19 protein-coding genes and 1 tRNA gene are annotated in these 18,336 nt (G+C 50.6%); 9 read left to right on the top strand and 11 right to left on the bottom strand.

Going from position 1 to position 18,336, the window contains the following annotated elements:
* Positions 1-26: 26 nt before the first annotated feature.
* Both WKI84_RS05265 and WKI84_RS05260 read right to left on the bottom strand, forming a co-directional pair.
* A complete protein-coding gene (locus WKI84_RS05265; protein ID WP_337862481.1) occupies positions 27-1,781 on the bottom strand; it encodes a hypothetical protein in 1,755 nt (584 codons plus the stop codon).
* A gap of 71 nt (positions 1,782-1,852) precedes the next feature.
* A complete protein-coding gene (locus tag WKI84_RS05260) occupies positions 1,853-2,503 on the bottom strand; it encodes a hypothetical protein (RefSeq protein ID WP_337862480.1) in 651 nt (216 codons plus the stop codon).
* A gap of 150 nt (positions 2,504-2,653) precedes the next feature.
* Between WKI84_RS05260 and WKI84_RS05255 the strand changes: the two genes are divergently transcribed.
* Together WKI84_RS05255 and WKI84_RS05250 are read left to right on the top strand one after the other, a co-directional pair.
* Positions 2,654-3,496 carry a hypothetical protein gene (locus tag WKI84_RS05255; RefSeq protein WP_337862479.1) on the top strand — a complete coding sequence of 281 codons (843 nt, stop codon included), beginning with the start codon at positions 2,654-2,656 and terminating at the stop codon, positions 3,494-3,496.
* 753 nt (positions 3,497-4,249) lie between these two features.
* Positions 4,250-4,804, top strand: a complete 555-nt coding sequence (locus WKI84_RS05250; RefSeq protein ID WP_337862478.1) for a DoxX family protein — start codon at positions 4,250-4,252, stop codon at positions 4,802-4,804.
* Between the two features lie 429 nt (positions 4,805-5,233).
* Here WKI84_RS05250 and WKI84_RS05245 read toward each other — a convergent pair whose 3' ends face one another.
* The gene (locus WKI84_RS05245; protein ID WP_337862477.1) at positions 5,234-5,923 is read right to left on the bottom strand and encodes a DsbA family protein; all 690 of its coding nucleotides are present in this window, start codon (positions 5,921-5,923) and stop codon (positions 5,234-5,236) included.
* Positions 5,924-6,088: 165 nt separating this feature from the next.
* On the opposite strand from WKI84_RS05245, the gene WKI84_RS05240 reads away from it, so the two are divergent.
* Positions 6,089-6,511, top strand: coding sequence for a hypothetical protein (locus WKI84_RS05240; protein ID WP_337862476.1), 423 nt, complete (start codon positions 6,089-6,091; stop codon positions 6,509-6,511).
* Positions 6,489-6,974 carry an ArsR family transcriptional regulator gene (locus WKI84_RS05235; RefSeq protein ID WP_337862475.1) on the top strand — a complete coding sequence of 162 codons (486 nt, stop codon included), beginning with the start codon at positions 6,489-6,491 and terminating at the stop codon, positions 6,972-6,974. Before WKI84_RS05240 ends, WKI84_RS05235 begins: the two co-directional genes overlap by 23 nt.
* A 74-nt stretch (positions 6,975-7,048) precedes the next feature.
* On the opposite strand, the gene WKI84_RS05230 is transcribed toward WKI84_RS05235, so the two are convergent.
* From WKI84_RS05230 to WKI84_RS05215, 4 genes are all read right to left on the bottom strand, one after another.
* Positions 7,049-7,393 carry a hypothetical protein gene (locus WKI84_RS05230; RefSeq protein WP_337862474.1) on the bottom strand — a complete coding sequence of 115 codons (345 nt, stop codon included), beginning with the start codon at positions 7,391-7,393 and terminating at the stop codon, positions 7,049-7,051.
* Between the two features lie 206 nt (positions 7,394-7,599).
* Positions 7,600-9,111 carry a PEFG-CTERM sorting domain-containing protein gene (locus WKI84_RS05225; protein ID WP_337862473.1) on the bottom strand — a complete coding sequence of 504 codons (1,512 nt, stop codon included), beginning with the start codon at positions 9,109-9,111 and terminating at the stop codon, positions 7,600-7,602.
* 215 nt (positions 9,112-9,326) lie between these two features.
* Positions 9,327-9,863, bottom strand: coding sequence for a hypothetical protein (locus tag WKI84_RS05220; protein ID WP_337862472.1), 537 nt, complete (start codon positions 9,861-9,863; stop codon positions 9,327-9,329).
* A gap of 307 nt (positions 9,864-10,170) precedes the next feature.
* Positions 10,171-10,536, bottom strand: a complete 366-nt coding sequence (locus WKI84_RS05215) for a hypothetical protein (protein WP_337862471.1) — start codon at positions 10,534-10,536, stop codon at positions 10,171-10,173.
* A 94-nt stretch (positions 10,537-10,630) separates the two neighbouring features.
* On the opposite strand from WKI84_RS05215, the gene WKI84_RS05210 reads away from it, so the two are divergent.
* Both WKI84_RS05210 and WKI84_RS05205 read left to right on the top strand, forming a co-directional pair.
* Positions 10,631-10,873, top strand: coding sequence for a hypothetical protein (locus tag WKI84_RS05210; RefSeq protein WP_337862470.1), 243 nt, complete (start codon positions 10,631-10,633; stop codon positions 10,871-10,873).
* Between the two features lie 1,388 nt (positions 10,874-12,261).
* Complete coding sequence (locus WKI84_RS05205; RefSeq protein ID WP_337862469.1) at positions 12,262-12,633, top strand: hypothetical protein; 372 nt, start codon at positions 12,262-12,264, stop codon at positions 12,631-12,633.
* Here WKI84_RS05205 and WKI84_RS05200 read toward each other — a convergent pair.
* The 3 genes from WKI84_RS05200 to WKI84_RS05190 all read right to left on the bottom strand — a co-directional run bounded on the left by WKI84_RS05200 (position 12,593) and on the right by WKI84_RS05190 (position 14,506).
* Entirely contained in the window at positions 12,593-13,774 is a 1,182-nt protein-coding gene (locus WKI84_RS05200) for a hypothetical protein (protein WP_337862468.1), read from the bottom strand. The genes WKI84_RS05205 and WKI84_RS05200 overlap by 41 nt on opposite strands.
* A gap of 277 nt (positions 13,775-14,051) precedes the next feature.
* Positions 14,052-14,147, bottom strand: a tRNA-Arg gene (locus WKI84_RS05195).
* Positions 14,148-14,170: 23 nt separating this feature from the next.
* Positions 14,171-14,506: a hypothetical protein gene (locus WKI84_RS05190; protein WP_337862467.1), complete on the bottom strand. Its 336-nt coding sequence runs from the start codon at positions 14,504-14,506 to the stop codon at positions 14,171-14,173.
* Positions 14,507-14,748: 242 nt separating this feature from the next.
* Here WKI84_RS05190 and WKI84_RS05185 point away from each other — a divergent pair, with 242 nt between their 5' ends.
* The 3 genes from WKI84_RS05185 to WKI84_RS05175 are packed head-to-tail and all read left to right on the top strand — an operon-like array spanning position 14,749 to position 17,990.
* Complete coding sequence (locus tag WKI84_RS05185; protein ID WP_337862466.1) at positions 14,749-15,249, top strand: hypothetical protein; 501 nt, start codon at positions 14,749-14,751, stop codon at positions 15,247-15,249.
* Between the two features lie 33 nt (positions 15,250-15,282).
* Positions 15,283-16,017, top strand: coding sequence for a phosphoglycolate phosphatase (locus WKI84_RS05180; protein ID WP_337862465.1), 735 nt, complete (start codon positions 15,283-15,285; stop codon positions 16,015-16,017).
* Positions 16,014-17,990: an arginine--tRNA ligase gene (locus WKI84_RS05175; protein ID WP_337862464.1), complete on the top strand. Its 1,977-nt coding sequence runs from the start codon at positions 16,014-16,016 to the stop codon at positions 17,988-17,990. Before WKI84_RS05180 ends, WKI84_RS05175 begins: the two co-directional genes overlap by 4 nt.
* Here the strand turns inward: WKI84_RS05175 and WKI84_RS05170 are convergent.
* A complete protein-coding gene (locus tag WKI84_RS05170) occupies positions 17,961-18,200 on the bottom strand; it encodes a hypothetical protein (RefSeq protein ID WP_337862463.1) in 240 nt (79 codons plus the stop codon). The genes WKI84_RS05175 and WKI84_RS05170 overlap by 30 nt on opposite strands.
* Positions 18,201-18,336: the final 136 nt, after the last annotated feature.

The following is an 18,336-nucleotide window of genomic DNA, read 5'->3' as shown; positions in this document are numbered from 1 at the left end:
GGTCACGAACTTCCTGTACTGCCTCCTTACGCCTTCACAGACATGTCCCTCTCCACCTTGTCGGCCAAAGGCTCTGGTGTCCTGTCTATGCCATTCCACACAAACACCTGAACCTTGTAAGTACCAGACGAGTTGGGTGTCCACGAGCGCGACGGCTGGAGAGTCTGCCCGGGGTCGAGATGGCCTTCAACCCATGACACCGATGCCGTGAACCCCTCTTTGTCTACCACCTGCACTATGAATGCATATGGCTGATGCTGGTTCAGCGCATTTGTGATGGTTGATGATATCTGCAGTTGTTGCCCTACAGTCGCCTTTGCAAGTACATTACCCTGTAGGCTAACAAGCGAGATAGTCCCCACCTTTATCCTCCCTGTTTTAGCAACGAAAAAGCTATCCAAGGGTATAGTCGAACCTCCTCCACCGCCGTTGTGGCTGCCGTGTCCGGCACCACCACTACTCCCTCCACCACCCACACTGCCACCATGACCACCATGACCACCACTACTTCCACCTCCGCTGCTTGGAGGAACAGCGGCACCGTTGTTGCCAGCAACTACATAGTCCGAAAAGTGCGGAAGCTTTTGGATGTAGCCGCACATAATCCCGTTGTCAACGGACGGGTTTCTTGTTGGCGCCTCAAGCACCTGCCAAGCATTGGTGACAGGATTTCTCAGGTACGTCCTTGCGTCAGGGCACCCGTCAGGAAGAGATCCTATCCCCGTAAGGCCCTTCTTCACGCTGAACTTGGTAGTTGGTGAAGACTTGAAGCTGGCAGAGTTGCCAAAGTCTATGTTGCCTGCGGTATTGACTCTCAAAAACAGTGCCGCCTCGCCTGATGGAGGCAGAGGGAGGCCGGAAGGAAGGTCGTCATCTACTTCAAGCTTGAAGCTAACGCCCTGCCCAGCTCCGCCCACAGGTATTTCCAACATGTCAAGGTCCGAGTCTACAAGCCCGAGATCCTTGTCCTTCAAGTTCATGACCACGTCTAGGCCGTCAAAGACCTCATCAAGTCTTGGTAGAAACACCAGCTTGCCGGCGCCATCATCGTCTGGCGCTATGAACGTCGGTGGCACATATTCGCCGGCGCCGTCTGAGAACACAGTGTCATCCGGCGCATCGTAAGTCGGAATCCCGAGAAGGTCAAGCAGTGCCTCAAAGTCCATGTCCCCGTCAAGAGCTGAAGCAAATAATACAGCCTCCGGTTCCTTATCAGACTCGTCAGAGTCAGAGACAAATGCGTTTGGCAGGTTGCCGGAGCCTAGAGCAATGCCGTTTATCTTTGCCCCAAAGCCTTGTAGCTTTGTTAGAGAAGTAGTGTCTATCTCTGGCGGCTCCACAGGTTCTTCCTCAATGGGGCCTAGGGGAACACTGTAAATCTCAACGGTCGAAGTTAAACCGTCCGTTATCTCGACCGCCGCTGGTTCCTCGTTCGTGTCAAAGCCGGAGGGGCCAGCAACTTCGATTATGCTGTATTGCCCGGGGCTGACCCCTACAAGCTCGATTATGCCCTCCGATGGATCAGAATCAAGCAGATCGTTGTCCCTGATGAGCAATGTGAGGCCCCCAGATTCCATGTTATAGTCAGGGCTTTCTGTAACGGCTGTATGGGAGAGCGGATTTGGAGTTATGAGGAAAGACGTCCCACCAGTTGTGAAAGGCATATCCTCTGTCTGGAGCTTGAATATTGTAAGGATATTATTCTGATTGTTTACTATAAAACCAGAGTCGGCCCATGCTGGTTGAAACAACAGGCCTGCAGCCGCAGCCGTTGTCAGCATTAGTGCAATTAACGAAATGATATGATCGACCATATTCATCACCAAAAATAAAATGGAGGGGGAGGGGGCCCTTAGTGGGCATGGACTCCCTCTGGAGGAACCGGGTTCATGCCAATCAGGCTTGAGATCTGCTTTGGCGTGTTGAATGGCGCAGGAAGCTGGCCGTTTCCTGCCGAAGCTGGACCGTAGCCGTTTGGCGGGTTGATCTCCCCGGCCACGGTGAGCACCGTGAATGAGACTGTATTTCCGGTCCTGAATACCACGTTCTTGGTGCCAACGTTGAGGAGGCCGATGTCAGTGACCCTTGGCGGGCCGGCATTGGCAATAGAGCTGAGCTTGACTGCAGGCACATGTGAGTGGTAGACGCAGGATTTGCCTGGCGCCGAGGCGTGTGCGATGTAGTTCATCTGCAGCTGGTCTACATAGGTCCTATTAGCAATCTCGTCGATGTGTCCTCCCACAGGTATGACCGCAGGGTTTCCGTCAGCGTCACAGGGCGCTCTGAGCAACAGGTGGCCGGTCACGTAGTTTGGTGAAAAGTCTACAACTGGCATGTAGTCGCCCGGCCTCATCACTTGACCTGCGAGCAGGACGGTGGTTGCTACGGGCAATGTGCCTGAAGCCGCGCCTGATTCAAAGGCGTGGCCTGCAAAAGCGACTACTGGCGTGGTTGCTGCAATCCCTGCGATGATTGCAATGATTGCTAGGTTTCTTAGGTTCATTGGATGGCTTGATAGACTGTAATTTTATAAGGTTTGTAGTTCATTTATCGAAATAGTTCTACTATTGTACTAGAAATTATAGTACAATTACCGAACTATTTCAAGGTTTGTACCATAATTTTTAATATTTTCCCAATATCAGCAGGTTCGATGACCAACAAGTATGTAACGATGACTATAGCGACTGTGGCAGCCGCTATCTTGCTGCTGTCTGCGGGCGCAAACATCGCATGGGCCCATTCATCGACGAACTTGCCGCTGCCAAGCGACCCAAACCGCGGTGTCAAACTCACAGTCGGTGAGACCTCCGAACCGGCGTATGATGACGAATTCCACAACATAGACATCATCATCCGCGACAAGCTGACCAACATGCCAGTTGGCAACGCTCACAAGAAGCTCGATGGCACCCAAGGTCTGAAGGTAGACTCGTACTTTTACCCCAAGGGGACGACTCCTTCTGTAACTGGGACAGAACCGGGGCCATTATCTCCGGGACCAGGCTTTACTGACAAAAAACTGGACCAAAGTGTCCGCCCACAGTTTGGCAAGCTTGGCTCATATTCGGCTTCAAGTCAGTTCTATACTAAAGTCGGCCTTACGCTCTACCACATCTATGGTGTTGTCAACTATTACGGTGATGCAGAGATCCCTGTCGACGTATGGGTGGCAGGCGACGGTCATCACGGATTAGCTGTCAAGCGAGGAGTGAGTGGATCCACCACGGTAACATGGAGCGGAGGTTTCGGCCTAGGTGACAGGTCGGATAGCTACTGGCCTGGTTCTGACGGTGGAGTCACAACATCCAACTATCCTGAAAACATCAGAGATACCCTTGGCTCAATTAAGAGTGACATAGCGCAGCTAAAGGCGGATGTTGCTGCAACAAAGACCAACACTGTCGACATCTTTAACTTCCTAAGACAGATAGCCGAAGGAATCAACCAGCTCTTGGCGGGCAAGACGCCTATAACGATCCCTGCAGCCAAGTAGGCCCGCCCTCATCTTTTTCCTTTTTTGTTGTTTTTGAACGACTTTAATTGGTTACAGTCTGTTGATACCTTGCCCAGAGGTACATTTTACGAATGTACCAGAATCATTAATAGCACACTTTCATTACTGTGACATGCATATACCATAAGCAGGTCAAGTCGCATCCCTGCGCAGGATAATGAGCCTGCGCAGATTATTTTTTCACGTGTTGTTGTTTCTGAAAGGTTGTATTCTTACGCGATTTTAACGGAATTTCGTTTTGAAAATAAAGAATATTGTCAGTAACGATATGCTGGCAATCAACAGCATGGCTGATGGAAACTCGCGAGTCACCGCCATGGCAAACTTTGCGTCGTCAGTCTCTGTAGAAATCCAGCTAACATACGACCTGTCGAGTCCACGGTTTAGAGGGGGTCGCCCCTCAAACCGTGTAAGCAAGGTTTCCCTTGCAGGTCATGGCTAGACGGATATGATGCGATCAGAAAATGGTGTGATCAAGTTTTATCATTTATGATTCATTCGTAGGATGAACCATTGGTTGGTCGATGACAGGTTATTATTTTGCATCAGCTATAATCACAAAAATTCCTCAAGAGCGCTGAAACATTATGTGTTGCCGCCACCGTGCGCGCGTATCAGATCAGTTTCATGCAACTTGCAAGAGAGGACTAACAGCACAACTTCTGTCAACAGGTTAGTTCATTCGTAGGATAAACCACATTCCTTTAATTTTTTCATGCATCTTCTTCTTGCATGGAATTCGCTACTCGGTACCAAAAGTGGATGTCTGCAAACTACCTGAAGATGATGACGTTTGGTCCGTTGCCGCTGAGGATCGTGGCCGGAGCCGCGTTCATCCTGCACGGGCTCGTCAAATTTCAGGACATGCCCGGAACACTTGGGTTCTTTGCAACCCTCGGTCTGCCGCAGGAGCTTGTTGCTCTGGTCGCAATCCTGGAAGTTGCAGGAGGAATTGCGATACTTACAGGCGTACTCACAAGGATAACTTCGGCACTCTTTATAGCAGAGATGGCCGGCACAACACTTGCAGTCAAGCTGCCCAGGGGCTTTATCGGCGGATACGAAATAGACCTCTTGCTCCTTGCAATGACTGCAAGCCTGCTGCTCACCGGGCCCGGAAAGCCATCGCTTGAGTGGCTGCTCAGGCGCGAACTGGTACCAAGGGGCAAATGGATAATGAACGGCATCCGCGCTTTGGAAGCAGCATCAAGCGTACAGAATGCCTCTGCAGGTGGTTCAGGAAAGGTGAAGAAGTACACATCAGATGGCAAGCCCTACCAGAGCTAAACTCTGCGAGCTCCCCCCCCCATTTTTTGCTACTTTCTTTTATATATAAAAGTAGAAGAGCAAAATCTTCTTCCCGTCACGTCCGTCAGACTTGACGGGTTTCAGACTTGCAAACCCAGCATTTTACACGACCCAAAAATATGGTACATTCCAAGAATGAACAGTTCTGTGTGGTAAGATATGTGGAAGCTACTCGAATCATCTCATAACTCAGTGGCCAGACCACGCAGCAAGTTGCAATTTACAGAAACACAGTTGAGGGAGAGTGTGTCTCCCTCAGCCGTGTAATGAACAGGGCGGTCATGCAGGTTGGCTGCAGACGTATACGATGCTGGGAAAGAGTTAGGGTGGAATGCTATTATTGCTTGTGATTCATTCGTAGAATGTACCGGTCAACCGCAACTTGTTATTCTGCTTCTGACCGCCGGATTAAAGTCCATCGAGTACTTTCTGAAAAACTTCGTAGGGTTGCGAACCTGCAATTACGACAGGATCCTTATTTTCAGAAATTACTATGAAGCTTGGAGTTCCTTTCAATCCTAGCTTAACTGCCAAGTCTTGGTTTTGTTCAACAACATCAGTATATCTACGAGATTCCAAACATTTTGAGAATCCGTTGATGTCTGGGACTTTGATGTCGGCTGCAAACTCTTGCAATCTGGCTGGAGTCAGTATGTTGACATTGTTTTCAAAATCATAGCTGCGAAAAACCTTGTCGTGGTATTCCCAGTACTTGCCTTGCTCTGCGGCGCAGTAGGAGGCTTCGGCGGCGTAGGCAGACGACTGGTCATCAGGTGTATCGTTGACAGGAAAATCCTTAAAGAGGAAACGAACCTTTCCGGAATCGACATAGTCTGATATCAAACGATCCTTGACCTCCGAATTGAATTTGGCGCAATGCATGCAACGGTAATCTCCAAATTCTACGAGCGTTATTTTTGCATCTCTGCTCCCTAACACTGGCGCATTTTCTGTTGATGGCACAAGTAATTTTGTGATTATATCCTGTTGTTTATCTGATGCAGACGGCGCGGCGATGGATAACGACACCAGTGTCCCAGCTACCGCACCAGCTACAACCAGAATCGCAGCAACAACGTGCGGTTTTCTAAACCTCACGTACGTTTTAGCATCCAGTAGATATAAAATCGGGCCGGTTCATTCGTCGAATGTACTGCCACCTTTTAATTCAATACGTGTTGACGTTGTTAGCAGTCTTATGTCACATACTGCATTCTATAATTGTACCAGTCTCCTTATTAAGTGCGAAAAGAAAAATTCGATATGCAGACAAGCAGGAACGCGGTTAGTGATGGAACAGAGAAAGCCCGCCTGTTCGGCATCACGGCCGTGGTTGTTCCCGGCATTCTGGCCCCATTGATCCTGCCCCACGTTTCCCCTTCCACTGTTTACCATGCGGTCCTGCATATTGCCAGCACCACCATAGCTGTCTTCATCAGCATCGTATCTCTCATTGCATATTCAAGGAATGCGAGAGCAAGGATGGCACTTATGATGTTGGGCTTTATGTCGCTGGTTGCGGTAGAGCTGTTCTACCTCCTTAGTGCCTCCGGGCTGGCGATGCCCTTTCTAATTCCTGCCGTCAACATAGAGCTGCCCCACGTTATACTGCTTGCGATGCTAGGCCTGTTCGGGCTTGGAGTGCTCAAGGTGAACAAGAGCCATGAAGACATACGTCAAAAATGAGGACATCGATGCGCTCCTGCAGAAAGGCATCGAAGGAGTCCCCGGTATAAGGTACAGGGAGCTTTTGAGGCTGACAGGATTAGCAAACGGCGTTCTTGCATACCACATAGCCGCCCTTGAAAGGTCAAAAACCATCAGGGTGGAAAGGCAGTCGAGAATCACGCGGTACTATCCTTCGAACATCTCTGACAGAGAAGCGCGGATCCTGAAATACGTCAGGCATGGCACAATCAGGAAGATAGTGGTTTTGCTCCTAGAATACGAATGCCTGACGTTTAACGAAATCATTGAACGTACTGGTAAGGCGCAGTCCACGGTATCATCGCACCTCAAAAGGCTCAGGGAGGCGAGAATAGTCTCTGTGAGACACGGCGAGCGCGATCTCTACAGGCTGTCCGAGGCCGAGCTTGTAGGAAAAGTCATGTCAAAGTATATTGGGTACCGTAACATCCGCTGCGGCTGAATGATGACAATGTTTGAGAGGTGTTAGATCAGCCATTAACGTTACAGTACCCTTCAATCCAAAATGAAATTGCGTCAGTCTTGCCTCATATAGAGGGACTTGAAGTCTTCTGCAATGTTGTACGCCAAGTCCTGTATCTTTTGCGATTCTATAAGCGGCCTGTCCTTGGCCATGGTCTTCATCAAGGTCATGCACTTATGGATTTCCACTTCGTCCATCTTGTCCTTGGACAAGTCTATGAAGCAGCTGTTTACGTCAAGGCAAAAAAGGAGCACCTTTTCCTGCCAGTCGGCCCCTGTCGTGGGGTATCCTATGTCCAAGGCTAGCTGCTTGAGCTCTGGCTCTCTAGTAGACAAGAGGATGTCGAAAGCTTTTCTCGCCCGCTCCCGGTCATACTGTACAGGAAATGCCTTTGCCATGGCGAAACTCCTCCGGTGCAATATAATAGAAGCATGTTTGCAGTGCACATCAGTGCACTGCTGAGAAAGAATCCATCGATTGAGGTACAAAATACGTATAAAAGAGAATGTGTGGTGGGGGAAAAGGGTTTATCCGTCAATTCTGAGTTTATGCTGGCGCCGGCTACTTTTCAATTGATTGATGACGATTTTACGGCTTGCTCTGCCTAACGCCTCCTTCCTAAACTCGGCGCGTAGCCCTTAAAGCGCGCAAACCCCATGACTGCCACAAGCGAGACAGCAAGGATGAGCGTTGCCATCATGCCAAATTCCGGCACCACAGTAGCGCCGGTGATCTCGACAGACTTGTCTACTTCAGGCACAGTGAACTTGATGGTGGTCTCCATGTCAGTCGAGCTTACCTCCTCAAAGTCAAGCTCCTGGCCTCCGGCCATCACTGCCGTAATGCCGTCGACCATATTCTTTGGCAAAGTCAGCTCTACCTCGCCAGAATTGTCAAATTCGACCCTTACTGACGCGCCAGGATTTATGGCTGCTGCGGTCACCTTTGCAGATGCAGATTTGCCGACTAGGGAGTAGCTCTTGCCATCAAATTCCGCAGTGGTGCTGCTTTCTTGGATCCGCGGCTGTTGCTCTAGCTGCAGGTTAAAGATCTTTTGCAAGCGTGGGTGGACTTCGCCGTGTACCAAAATCTCGACATCATAGACAGGCCCCTTGTTGTCCACAGCGGATTTTAGCTGCTGAAGAGCGCTATCCAGCTCTGCAACCGTTCCGGCTTTGTCGGCAGGAGTCTGGCTTTTTAGTTGGTCAAACAGCTCTGGAATTCTAGACGCAAGCCCCTGTGAAGTCTGGTAGTCAAACATACTGGTCATGGTGCCGGTTTTATTGCCTGCGGAGACCGCACTATCAAGTGCTGGTGGGAGAACCGTTATCAGGAAATCGACAATCTCTCCGCTGTTGTTGATGTTTGATATACGCAGTGTGGCCTGTCCAACGCGCTTTTCCTTGAATGCAAAGGACTGTTGGGCCTCGCCGCCAGAGGCAGACTGGCTCCCTCTGTGGATGATCATGACGTCAGGGTTGTCTGCAGGCATGAACATAAAGTCGTATTTCACCTTGTCAAGTTGCTCGCCTGTCTTTGCGTCAAAGAACTTGACCGTATACGTGTTGACCTGCTCCGCCCGGATTTCCGGCGGGATCCATGACACCTGTATCTTGTAGCTCCCGCCATCCGTGACGCCCTCTACCGGAGCCGATGAGCCGCCATCCGTGCCTTCAGGAACTTCTCTTGGAATTGCCTTGTAATAGTGGTCAAGCATCGTGTTGACAAGTATTGAAAGAGCTATTGCATTCACCGTCGAGTTGGTCAGTTGCTGTTTTTCTATCCTAGCAGATACGGCTTCTCCCAACAGAGAGTTAATTCCGGCGGTCCTTTCGTTTACAGCCGCGGCATCCGGACTTGCTGCAACAGAACTCTCCAAATCCTTCAATGCGGCAGGAAGGTCGGTCCCTATGCGTTTGTTCTTCTCTAATATTTCCTTCGTGATATTCGCGTCCAGTAGCCTTGTCGCGTACTTGGCATGCTGCAACGCTAGATCATTGTTGGAGGAAAGGTTGTTGTCCTTTACCAGCTGCATCTCGACTTTTATCTGCTCAACCAGCGCAAGAAACGACGCGTTCTCGTCTGAGGTAAAGGTGTGGGCGTATGCCGCCCGCATCAGTGGCGTTACGATAAATCCAAGAGAAAGCAAACCAAGCAGCAACATCACAAGAAATGTTCTGTTCAATCGCAGCTATGATTCATTCGTTCAAGGCTAAAATCTTTGTAGTACATCCTCCGAAATGCACAAGGTCTTTCTTACTGACGGCTTGCTTGAATTAGAGAAAAAGAAAGAGGAGATGGATCGTATCCAATTAGATAACATCGCCTATGCTAGTGTCCCTTTTCCTCGTGCGATTCTGCACCCGGCATGATTTCATTGACGCCTATGACCACGCTGGCTGTTGAAGGTAACCTTATGCTCTTGCTGGTTGGGTTGTGAAGTGCGATATCCGTAATCAGTGAACCTGCAGCGACATCTTCACCGTGTTCAGAGGCCAAATCTGCATGGTAGAGACACAGCTTGCCAGGTTTTGATAATTCTTTAACCAGCTCTAGTTCCGCTGGCTGGAGGTCTGGCGCCTGTCCAACCATTATGTGCAGGGGGGTTTCATAGTTGGCATCACATGGAAGCTTCGCTGCTACGTGGCCGTTCATTATCATGTACGGTGTGGTGTCGTAGAGATGTATGAAGTCGCCGGGCGGAAGTGTTTTGGGTCCCACAAACAATGCAGAATCCCTTACGACGGTGGTTTTCATCGGTTCCATACTTGTCTGTGCACTAGCTGTTCCTGCGAACCAGAACGCAGAAAAAACTGCAGATGTCACAATTCCGGCAAGTATGCCTAGAGCAATTGTCTTGCTTAGCATGACTGGACTCTCCTGTGGATTAAATTAAGATTTGTAGTTTATTCGTCGAATGTACCAACAATATGCATTGCGCATTATCGAATTCGTGTTTGTTCTTGAGGCTATAACTGATTAGCAGACACTCGCATACAAGGCCATTACATTTCAGGCTGTTGAACTTGGAGTCATATGATGTGTTATGAATTTGGTTGTCAAGGGTTGTGTATCATTTTTGTCGGCTGGATCCATTACAAGACAAAAGGCCGCCAGACAATAATGACACAACACTCCTTAAAGCGTGAATCTCCACTATGTGGAGATTGAAAGCTCAGGCTGTCAGCGGTTTTTCCTTCTGCTTCTCCTTCGCCAGTACGCTGTCCACTTCAATACTGGCCAGGGCCAGTCCAAACTTGCTTGCTATCATGCCTGTCTGCGACTCTGTGTCCATCCTGTACATCTTGGATTTGCCAGATATCCTTGTCATCTTTATCAGCTTCAGCCGTTCTAGCTTGGGAAGCTCGCGCTGCGCATGCCTTATGGAGACGCCGGAATGCCTTGCAATATCTGATTCTGAATAGTCGAACTCGCGGAACGTCGACAGAAAGTCCAGCATCTTTGCTGTGGCGTTTCCGGCAAACAGGCGTTCAAGCGGGCCTGATTCTAATGCCTTTTCTGATTCTTTCTTTCTTGCCATGCCATAGCTATGTAATAGCCATTATTTAACATGTCGTTACCTTACGTCATGTATGTCATGATTATTATATAAATCAGTGCTAGTAACTACGGGCGTGAATCCCATCCAGAAGACGGTCCTGGAGAGAATGCTCAAAGACACCTTAATAGGCGGCAAGCACACTGCTGTTGAAAACCTCAAGAAGGGATTTCCAAAGCACATGCGAGGCGAAGTGGAAGATGAAGTGCACAAGCTGATAAAGATGGGATTCATCCTACCAAAGCCTACAAGCTATGGGATGCAGGTGTCGCTCAATCCGCGCATGATTGAAGAGATAAAACAGATTCTTGGAGTATGATATTATTTGCTGGCAGTGGCAACGGGAATTGATGATGTAAAAATTATGGTAAACATTCAGAGAGAGCTTGCAGCTGATATCCGCTTGAAGAGAATCAAAGGTATTCTTCCAAAATAGCCATGATGTCGGATAGTAGCTAGCACATGTGTGGAACAGTACCATCAAAAATAATCTGAATAGAAAATTGGACACGGATTATTACTATGCACAATGCAAAGGACGGACTGCAGATAGCAAATAGGGAAACGAAGTTAGAGTTACAAATATCAATCATAAACAAACGGCAGAATCTTATCATACAACGTAGTTGGACGGATAGAAAATGTATGATAAGGTAAAAGAGAATTGGACATGAAAATGGATAATGCGGGGAGAATCTCTGGTACCAGCAGCAACTATCTTTTTGCATTGTAGGTACACACAGCTTTATTGCCATTCTGCGGCAGAACTAAAGCAAGAGCTGAAAGCGCAAGAACAGTGCCCTGCGACGGCAAATATCTTTCCGATCATTTTGGTGAGTTACGGGGTTAACCGGTTTGGCAGCACCCGACGGATGGTGCATTGTCAGGTCTATCAAGTCGGGCCACGACCGTTGTTCTTCATGTTATTTCCCACCGTTTGCAGGTTATGCATTGTGGTACCGTTTGATCCTGTCTGGTGCCATCGCTGGTACCAGGTTCATCCTGCTGAAAGTTGGTACCAGTGGTACCACTGCACATGTTTGACATCACTGGTGCCATTTTTTGATGCTGGTATCAGTCATTTTGGTACCAGTGGTACCACATATCCGTGCTCTGGTGCCAAAAATGGTACCACTGGCATCAAAATTTGGCACCAGCCTGCAGGAGTGGCACCACTGGTGCTAGTTGTTTAGCCATTCCTTATATATCATATATTTAAGTTCTTTGATGCCCGGGGCACCAAAACTGCACTGCTTCAGAGAAACAATATTTCAAAATAGGTTGGTGCTACGGCACCGCGTTCTTCTGGTACCACTGGTACCAACGGTTTTTTGTCCTGGCGGACAACATAGGTCGTTTGGTTTTTTAGTTTATACTACACCATAATACACGTCGTAAATATTTAAGGCGGAAATCGACGCCCGATTTTTGCAGCAGAATAGCCGGCAATTGTCTTACGCTACCTACGTAGCTTGTATTTAGGTTCTTTGATGCGTCACGCATCAAAACTGCGTTTTCCCTAACAAATCATGATTCAAAAGAGGCCGGTGTTATTGGTCCCACCAGATAGACTGTAGTTTGTCCTTGATTTGCTCTGCGCTATATTGTGCATCCATGATATTTAAGGTGAAAACCATACTCTCATCATGCACTAAATTTCAGTAGTCTTCGTGTGGTTTCACGGCTTTTATGCATCTGACTTATCATTTGGCAATGAATCCAAGACTTGAACAAAACGGCTTCTCACTCATCCTCGAAGAAGAGCTGGAAAGGCTAAAAGCTAGGGTAGGCATAAAGACCGACTTTACGGTTGTCTGGTTACCAAAGGCAGATTCAAAGAAAGAAGGAGAAGTCGTTGGCAATACCATATTTGTCTATTCATCAGACATCGACGAGGCGCTACAGACTCTGCGGCATGAATTTGTCGACATAATTGTAAGCAGCGCCATCCAACCTTATCTGAAACTGGTCAACATACTTTTATCAGCGATATCTGAAGACGCATACAAAAAGAAGGAAGAGGCTGTAGAGGCGCTGCTCAAGTTGCTAGTTGATGACAACAAACCTTCTTCCTCCTGACAAGAACCTTGCCGCTCCTCAGCTCCTTTACGATATCCCACCCATCCCGGACGCAGGAGACAAGCTCTTCTTCGTCTGACACCAGCCTGCTCTCGTACTTTCCTTCTTCATTCAATTCCCGCGCCTTTGTAATCGCCTCTTTTATCGCAAGCATCTCATCTTCAATGCAAAGAGGCTTGCTGCTGCCGTCTTCTCTCTGCTTTTCTATCTTTATCTTCATTGGGTCTATGCCGTAAAGCTTTGCCTGCTCACGCCACATTTCAAGCAGCAGCTGTTTTCTGTCTTGTTCTTGGACCTCCGCTGTGGCAGTGCTCAAGAAGCGTTCTGATTCTCTGAAGGCCCTTCTCATGTCCGTCAGCAACTCGTCAGGCAGCCTTCCCTTGTTTGTCGTGTACCTTGCCTCGATGTCGCCCTTGTGCCCCATGAAGAACTGTCTGTACGCGTGAGCAATCTTGCCCTGGCTCTCTGCCAAAAGCAGCTGGGTGTCAAAGTACGCTCTAAGAACGTAAGGTCGGACTTTAATCACCGGCACCATAGCTTCTCTGATATCCTTTGTGATTGCCGGTGTCGTAACAAATTTTTTGCCTTTGTCCTTGTTCTTTCCTTTCATCAGATACCCTTGGCTCAGGGTTATCACAGCCGAACTTTCGTTGATGGTTTCGCCTGCTGCAATTCTCTTGTCAAGGTATGCAGCGACATATTCGCATCCTTCGCTTGTAAGGAACGTAAAATACCTGTGCTTTGCCTTGCTCAATGTGGACCTTACGATGACCATCGCCGGCACGGTCTGAAACACAACTTTTCCGTCGACTATCTTCAGGTCTGGAATGTCTCGAACAGTCAGCCCGTCGGAAGCAGACGCGTTTCCCAGAACCTGCGGCCTCAACCCTGCAAATGCGATCAAACCTGCGCTTGCCCTTGCTCTTATCGAAGCGTGATTCAGTATGGCTTTCAGCTCTTCCCTTGTGGGCACCCTTTCGTCCTGCAGGGTGACTGCCATGTCTGCATTTGCCACCCGGATTTTTCGCTTCAGGTCAACATAGTTGTACGAAAGCCATGATTTTACTGCCTTCAGGACACCCTTGACGTAAGATGGCGCGTACCCTTGTGTTTCAAGCTGCTGAACGTGGTCATGCAGCATGTCTTCGACCTGCTTGGCGTTAGCGGTACCTATAGTGACGAGCTTGCTTGGTGTCGTGTGCCTTTGCTCGCAAAAGAGCCTCAGCCTACGCAGATATACATCTGCGTTCAGCTTGCTGCTGCGGCACAGATTTTCGTACCATCTTCTTACATCGTCATCTGAAAGAAGGTCTTTGCTTCTCTTCCTGCGGTGTTTGCGGCTCTTGGTTCCCCGTATTCCCTCCGCTAATTCCGTGTTTTCTGCGCTTTTAAGGCATGGACTCGATATTTGGAAAAAGCGGGCCCGGTGGGCTTCGATCCCACGACAACTGGCTCCGGAGGCTTGTACTCTTCAAATGAAGATCAGCACCCTGTCCTGACTAGGCGACGGGCCCTAGCATCTTCCACGCTGGGGGCCTTATATGAAAGATTGGGATAGTGAAAGATCTTCTCTGCACAGACATTGCGTCCATGCGCGGATCCATCTTGGCGCTATGATCCGCGGCCGGTCGAAGAAGAACTGCCTGTATACGGGGGATATTCCCTTCGAGCCTGCGACGACGAGCCAGCTGCCAAAGGTAAGCATGGCCAGCGACAGGACGGAAAAGAGGTAAAAGTTGGGCGTCCTGCTGCACGGCCTTTCCTGTATCTCTGCAATGTTGCCAATGTCTGCGCAATCCAGTACTGTATAACCATAGATTATCACGGACGGGAACGTTGCTGCTACCCCGACAAAGGCAGCGCCGGCCGCCACCTTTTTGCGATCCGTATGATATGACGCAATAGCATAGCCGTGCTCCTGATAGATAAAGAAAATGTCGGCTTGACGAAAAGTCTCGGTAGTTTTTGTCGCCGGACATGATGTAATATCTGCACATAAATGCTACCATTGCCATATTTTCCATAAATAAAACAGCAAAAATATTTTCTCTTTTACAATAGTAGGAGGATTTAGCAAAAATCTTAAATGCGATGCTATCCTTACAATATGGCGTAATGTACGCCAAGTTTTGCAGCATAGAGATCCTTTCAAGCTATATCAAGGAGGTCAGCGTCGGCGACATGCTGACGGTCCAGGCGCTCGTGACAAACCCGCTTGACTGGCAGCACTTTTACGAAAAGATCTCTTCGATAAAAAAGGGCGACAGGACCGATTTCATGGTGGTGACAGGCGAAGGCGACCGGCTGGCCGGGCAGGGCGACGTGGTCGAGGTCGAAAAGTGGAGCAACAAGGGCCACTACGGCTTCAAGATCAAGCTGCACATCAGGAAACAGAAATCGTTGACTGACAGGAGGACGAGGGCTCCAAAGAAGCCGCCGGCGGCAATGGCGGCGGCTCCGGCAATGACCGCCGCTGGAGAAAAGGCAGCGGCGGCGCCGCAGGTCGAGGCCCCTGCGCGGCTTGCCCCGCCGGAGGCGGTGATGGCCAGTGCCGAGGACATTGCCAGCTTTAAGGAAATGCTGAAAGGCTCGCTTGCGATGGACATACCCGCATAGACTTATAAAAATCTGGCAAGCCTTACCCAATGTTTGGCCATCAGGGTTTTTGCGGTGGACATCGACGGCACGCTGACCGAAAACGGCGGCGGCGCAGTCCACCTGGCCGCCCTTGCCCGGCTGCGCTACCTTGAAAAGCTCGGTTATAGAGTAGTTTACGTCACCGGCCGGTCGTCGATAGAGGCGTTCGTGCTCGCAGTCTTTGGCGGCACGACCCGCCTGGCAGTGGGCGAAAACGGCGGGGCCATAACCGTCGCGCCGCAGGAGCACAGGCTGCTTGCAAGCAGGGAAAAGTGCATGCAGGGGTACGAGGTATTGAAAAAGAGCCTGGATGGCGTGCAGGAAAAGCCGGTGTTCCCGCGGATGACAGAGGTGGTCATGCTCAGGACGTTTGACCTGCGGGAAGGGCAGAAGGTGCTAGACGAGCACGGCCTTGCCCTGTACCTGAACGACAGCAAGTACGCGTTCCACATCAATGAAAAGGGGGTGGACAAGGCGCTCGGGCTGGCAGAGGCGCTCAAGATGCTCAAGGCCGACCCTGAAGAAACAATAGCGATAGGCGACAGCGAGACTGACATACCGATGTTTGAGCTGTGCGGGAAAAACAGCATTGCGCTTGGCCACTCTGACGCAGCGGTCAAGAAAAAGGCCGCCCACGTCGTCGCCGGGAGCGAGGGGGCCGGCCTTGTCGACGCCATCGACCACGTCGCGCTGAACTACCTTGGAATAACCACAATGGCAGCAGAAGGAGGAGCGAAAAAACAGTGACGTTCCGCGCCCTTGTATCAGAGATCAGGCAAATGATCTCGGCAGCGGTGGAGCAGGCAGGCTACCCGCAGGTCGCATTTGACGTGTCAGAGCCCCCAAGGAAAGAGTTTGGCGACCTGACGTGTAACGTCTGCTTCCAGCTGAGCAAGCACCTGAAAAAGGCGCCTGCCTTGATAGCACAAGAGTTTGTCGAGTCGCAGCTGAAACCCGTGCTTGCCGGCAAAAAAGAAAAAGAAGAAGAAAAAAAATCTTTTGTAAAATCAGTCGAGCCGCACCCCGCCGGCTACATCAACTTTACAGCCGACTATACTGCGCTGGCTCCTGCCACGCTTGCCTCGGCACTTGCAGAGCCTGACTCGTTTGGCAACTTTGACGCAGGCAGGGGCAGCCACGTGGTCATAGAGCACACAAGCGTCAACCCGAACAAGGCGCTCCACGTGGGCCACATGCGAAACGTCATCCTGGGCGACACCCTTTACAGGATAATGAAGGCCGCAAACTACAGGACGACCGTGTTGAACTATGTGGACGACTCGGGCCTTCAGGTGGCCGACATCGTGATCGGCTTTCTGTACGCCGGCTTCCCGGTCGAGCCGCCAGACGGGCGCAAGTTCGACCAGTACTGCGGAGACGAGGTGTACGTCAAGGTCAACCAGCTGTACGAAAAAGAGCCGGAGCTTGCAGAAAAGCGCAAGGTCGTCCTGCGCGAGATAGAGGAGGGCAGGTCAGAGACGGCCCGGTTTGCATCTGCGATAACAAAGAGGGTGCTTGACGAGCAGCTAAAGACGTGCTGGCGCATGAAGGTGCGCTACGACGTGCTCAACTTCGAGTCGCAGATAGTCACTTCAAAGATGTGGGCCGCCGCGTTCGAGCTCCTGAAAAAAGAAGGGCTTGTGAGGTTCGAGGAAGAGGGCAAGAACAAGGGCTGCTGGGTGATAGAGGCGCCGCAGCAGGGCGAAGAAGACAAGGTGGTTGTGAGGAGCGACGGCACCGCGACGTACATAGCAAAGGACATCCCCTACGCGGCGTGGAAGCTCGGCCTTGTGCCCGACCCTTTCAGATACAAAAAATACGCAGACCAGTGGGACGGCTCGGCGCTCTATGCCACCACCCTTGACGCCGACGGCATGAAAAAAGAGTTTGCAGGCGGCCAGCGCGTCGTCACGATAATCGACTCGCGGCAGGCCCGGCTCCAGCGCATCATCTCGCACGTGCTCGGCAGGATGTCTGTACCGCCACCGGCAGCAGGAGAAGAAAAAGGAGAGGACAGGAGGCATCCGGAATACCGGCACCTCGGTTACGAGGCCGTGACGCTGAGCGCGGCGACTGCCAAGGCGCTTGGCATCGACATCGGCGACAGGCAGTTCATGCACATGTCCGGGCGCAAGGGCATCTACGTCGGCGCCGACTATGTGCTTGACACCCTGCGCGACAAGGCAAGAGAAGAAGTAAAGACGCGCAACCCCGACTTTGCCGCCGAGCAGATAGACGAGATAGCCGAGGAGGTCGCCATCTCGGCTATACGCTACAACATGGTCAAGCAGGACCTTGACAAGATAATCACGTTTGACATCAACGAGTCGATGAGCTTGGAAGGCGACACCGGCCCCTACCTGCAGTACGCGTACGCCCGCTCGCAGCGGATACTGGAAAAGGCCGCAAGCGCAACGGTACAAGGGGGCAACGAGAACTTTGCGCTCCTCGCCCACGAGGCCGAGACCGCCCTGATAAAAGAGATAGCCAAGCTCGACCTGGCAGTCGAAGACGCCGCCAGGTCGCTGTCGCCAAAGGCGCTTGCGAGGCATGCCTACGCGCTTGCGACCGCCTTCAACATCTTTTACGAAAAGGTGCCTGTCCTGAAAGAGCCGGACAAGCAAGTACTGGCGGCACGCCTTGGGCTTGTCAGGGCGCTTGGCGTCGCGCTGAAAAATGCGCTTGGCATACTAGGGATAACTGCGCTCGGAAGGATGTAAGCCGGCGCACTGCCTCCTCACGCTCAGCCCCTTTTCGCCGTGGTACTGCGGGCGCGTCCTCAGCCCTTTGCCGCAGCAGGGGCACCGCACGTCCTGCAGCATCATGAAAACGGCCCTGTCGCAGAAGATGCACACCTTCATCCCGCGGGCGTACTCGATCTTTTTGGCAGGGATGTAGTTTGGATGTCTTTTGCAAAGGCCCCTGCACATGTCTCTGTGGTCACCTGCTGGCTAGGGCAAGGCCGTAGTTAAGCTTGTGGAGACTGCGACTAGATTACATGTCTATGCCATCATCATCATCGCCACCGTTTGGACATAATTTGAAATAGTTATTTCAGCTGAATTG

The organism is Nitrososphaera sp., from assembly GCF_037447015.1.
GTDB lineage: Archaea > Thermoproteota > Nitrososphaeria > Nitrososphaerales > Nitrososphaeraceae > Nitrososphaera.
This window is presented reverse-complemented; position numbering and strand designations above follow the sequence as displayed.

What these genes read in the sequence shown, in the direction of transcription:
- WKI84_RS05265 (WP_337862481.1), bottom strand. Translation starts at nt 1,781, where the DNA reads ATGCTGACAACGGCTGCGGCTGCAGGCCTGTTGTTTCAACCAGCATGG.
- WKI84_RS05260 (WP_337862480.1), bottom strand. Translation starts at nt 2,503, where the DNA reads ATGAACCTAAGAAACCTAGCAATCATTGCAATCATCGCAGGGATTGCA.
- WKI84_RS05255 (WP_337862479.1), top strand. Translation starts at nt 2,654, where the DNA reads ATGACCAACAAGTATGTAACGATGACTATAGCGACTGTGGCAGCCGCT.
- WKI84_RS05250 (WP_337862478.1), top strand. Translation starts at nt 4,250, where the DNA reads ATGGAATTCGCTACTCGGTACCAAAAGTGGATGTCTGCAAACTACCTG.
- WKI84_RS05240 (WP_337862476.1), top strand. Translation starts at nt 6,089, where the DNA reads ATGCAGACAAGCAGGAACGCGGTTAGTGATGGAACAGAGAAAGCCCGC.
- WKI84_RS05235 (WP_337862475.1), top strand. Translation starts at nt 6,489, where the DNA reads ATGAAGACATACGTCAAAAATGAGGACATCGATGCGCTCCTGCAGAAA.
- WKI84_RS05230 (WP_337862474.1), bottom strand. Translation starts at nt 7,393, where the DNA reads ATGGCAAAGGCATTTCCTGTACAGTATGACCGGGAGCGGGCGAGAAAA.
- WKI84_RS05225 (WP_337862473.1), bottom strand. Translation starts at nt 9,111, where the DNA reads ATGCGGGCGGCATACGCCCACACCTTTACCTCAGACGAGAACGCGTCG.
- WKI84_RS05220 (WP_337862472.1), bottom strand. Translation starts at nt 9,863, where the DNA reads ATGCTAAGCAAGACAATTGCTCTAGGCATACTTGCCGGAATTGTGACA.
- WKI84_RS05215 (WP_337862471.1), bottom strand. Translation starts at nt 10,536, where the DNA reads ATGGCAAGAAAGAAAGAATCAGAAAAGGCATTAGAATCAGGCCCGCTT.
- WKI84_RS05200 (WP_337862468.1), bottom strand. Translation starts at nt 13,774, where the DNA reads ATGCTGCATGACCACGTTCAGCAGCTTGAAACACAAGGGTACGCGCCA.
- WKI84_RS05185 (WP_337862466.1), top strand. Translation starts at nt 14,749, where the DNA reads ATGTACGCCAAGTTTTGCAGCATAGAGATCCTTTCAAGCTATATCAAG.
- WKI84_RS05170 (WP_337862463.1), bottom strand. Translation starts at nt 18,200, where the DNA reads ATGTGCAGGGGCCTTTGCAAAAGACATCCAAACTACATCCCTGCCAAA.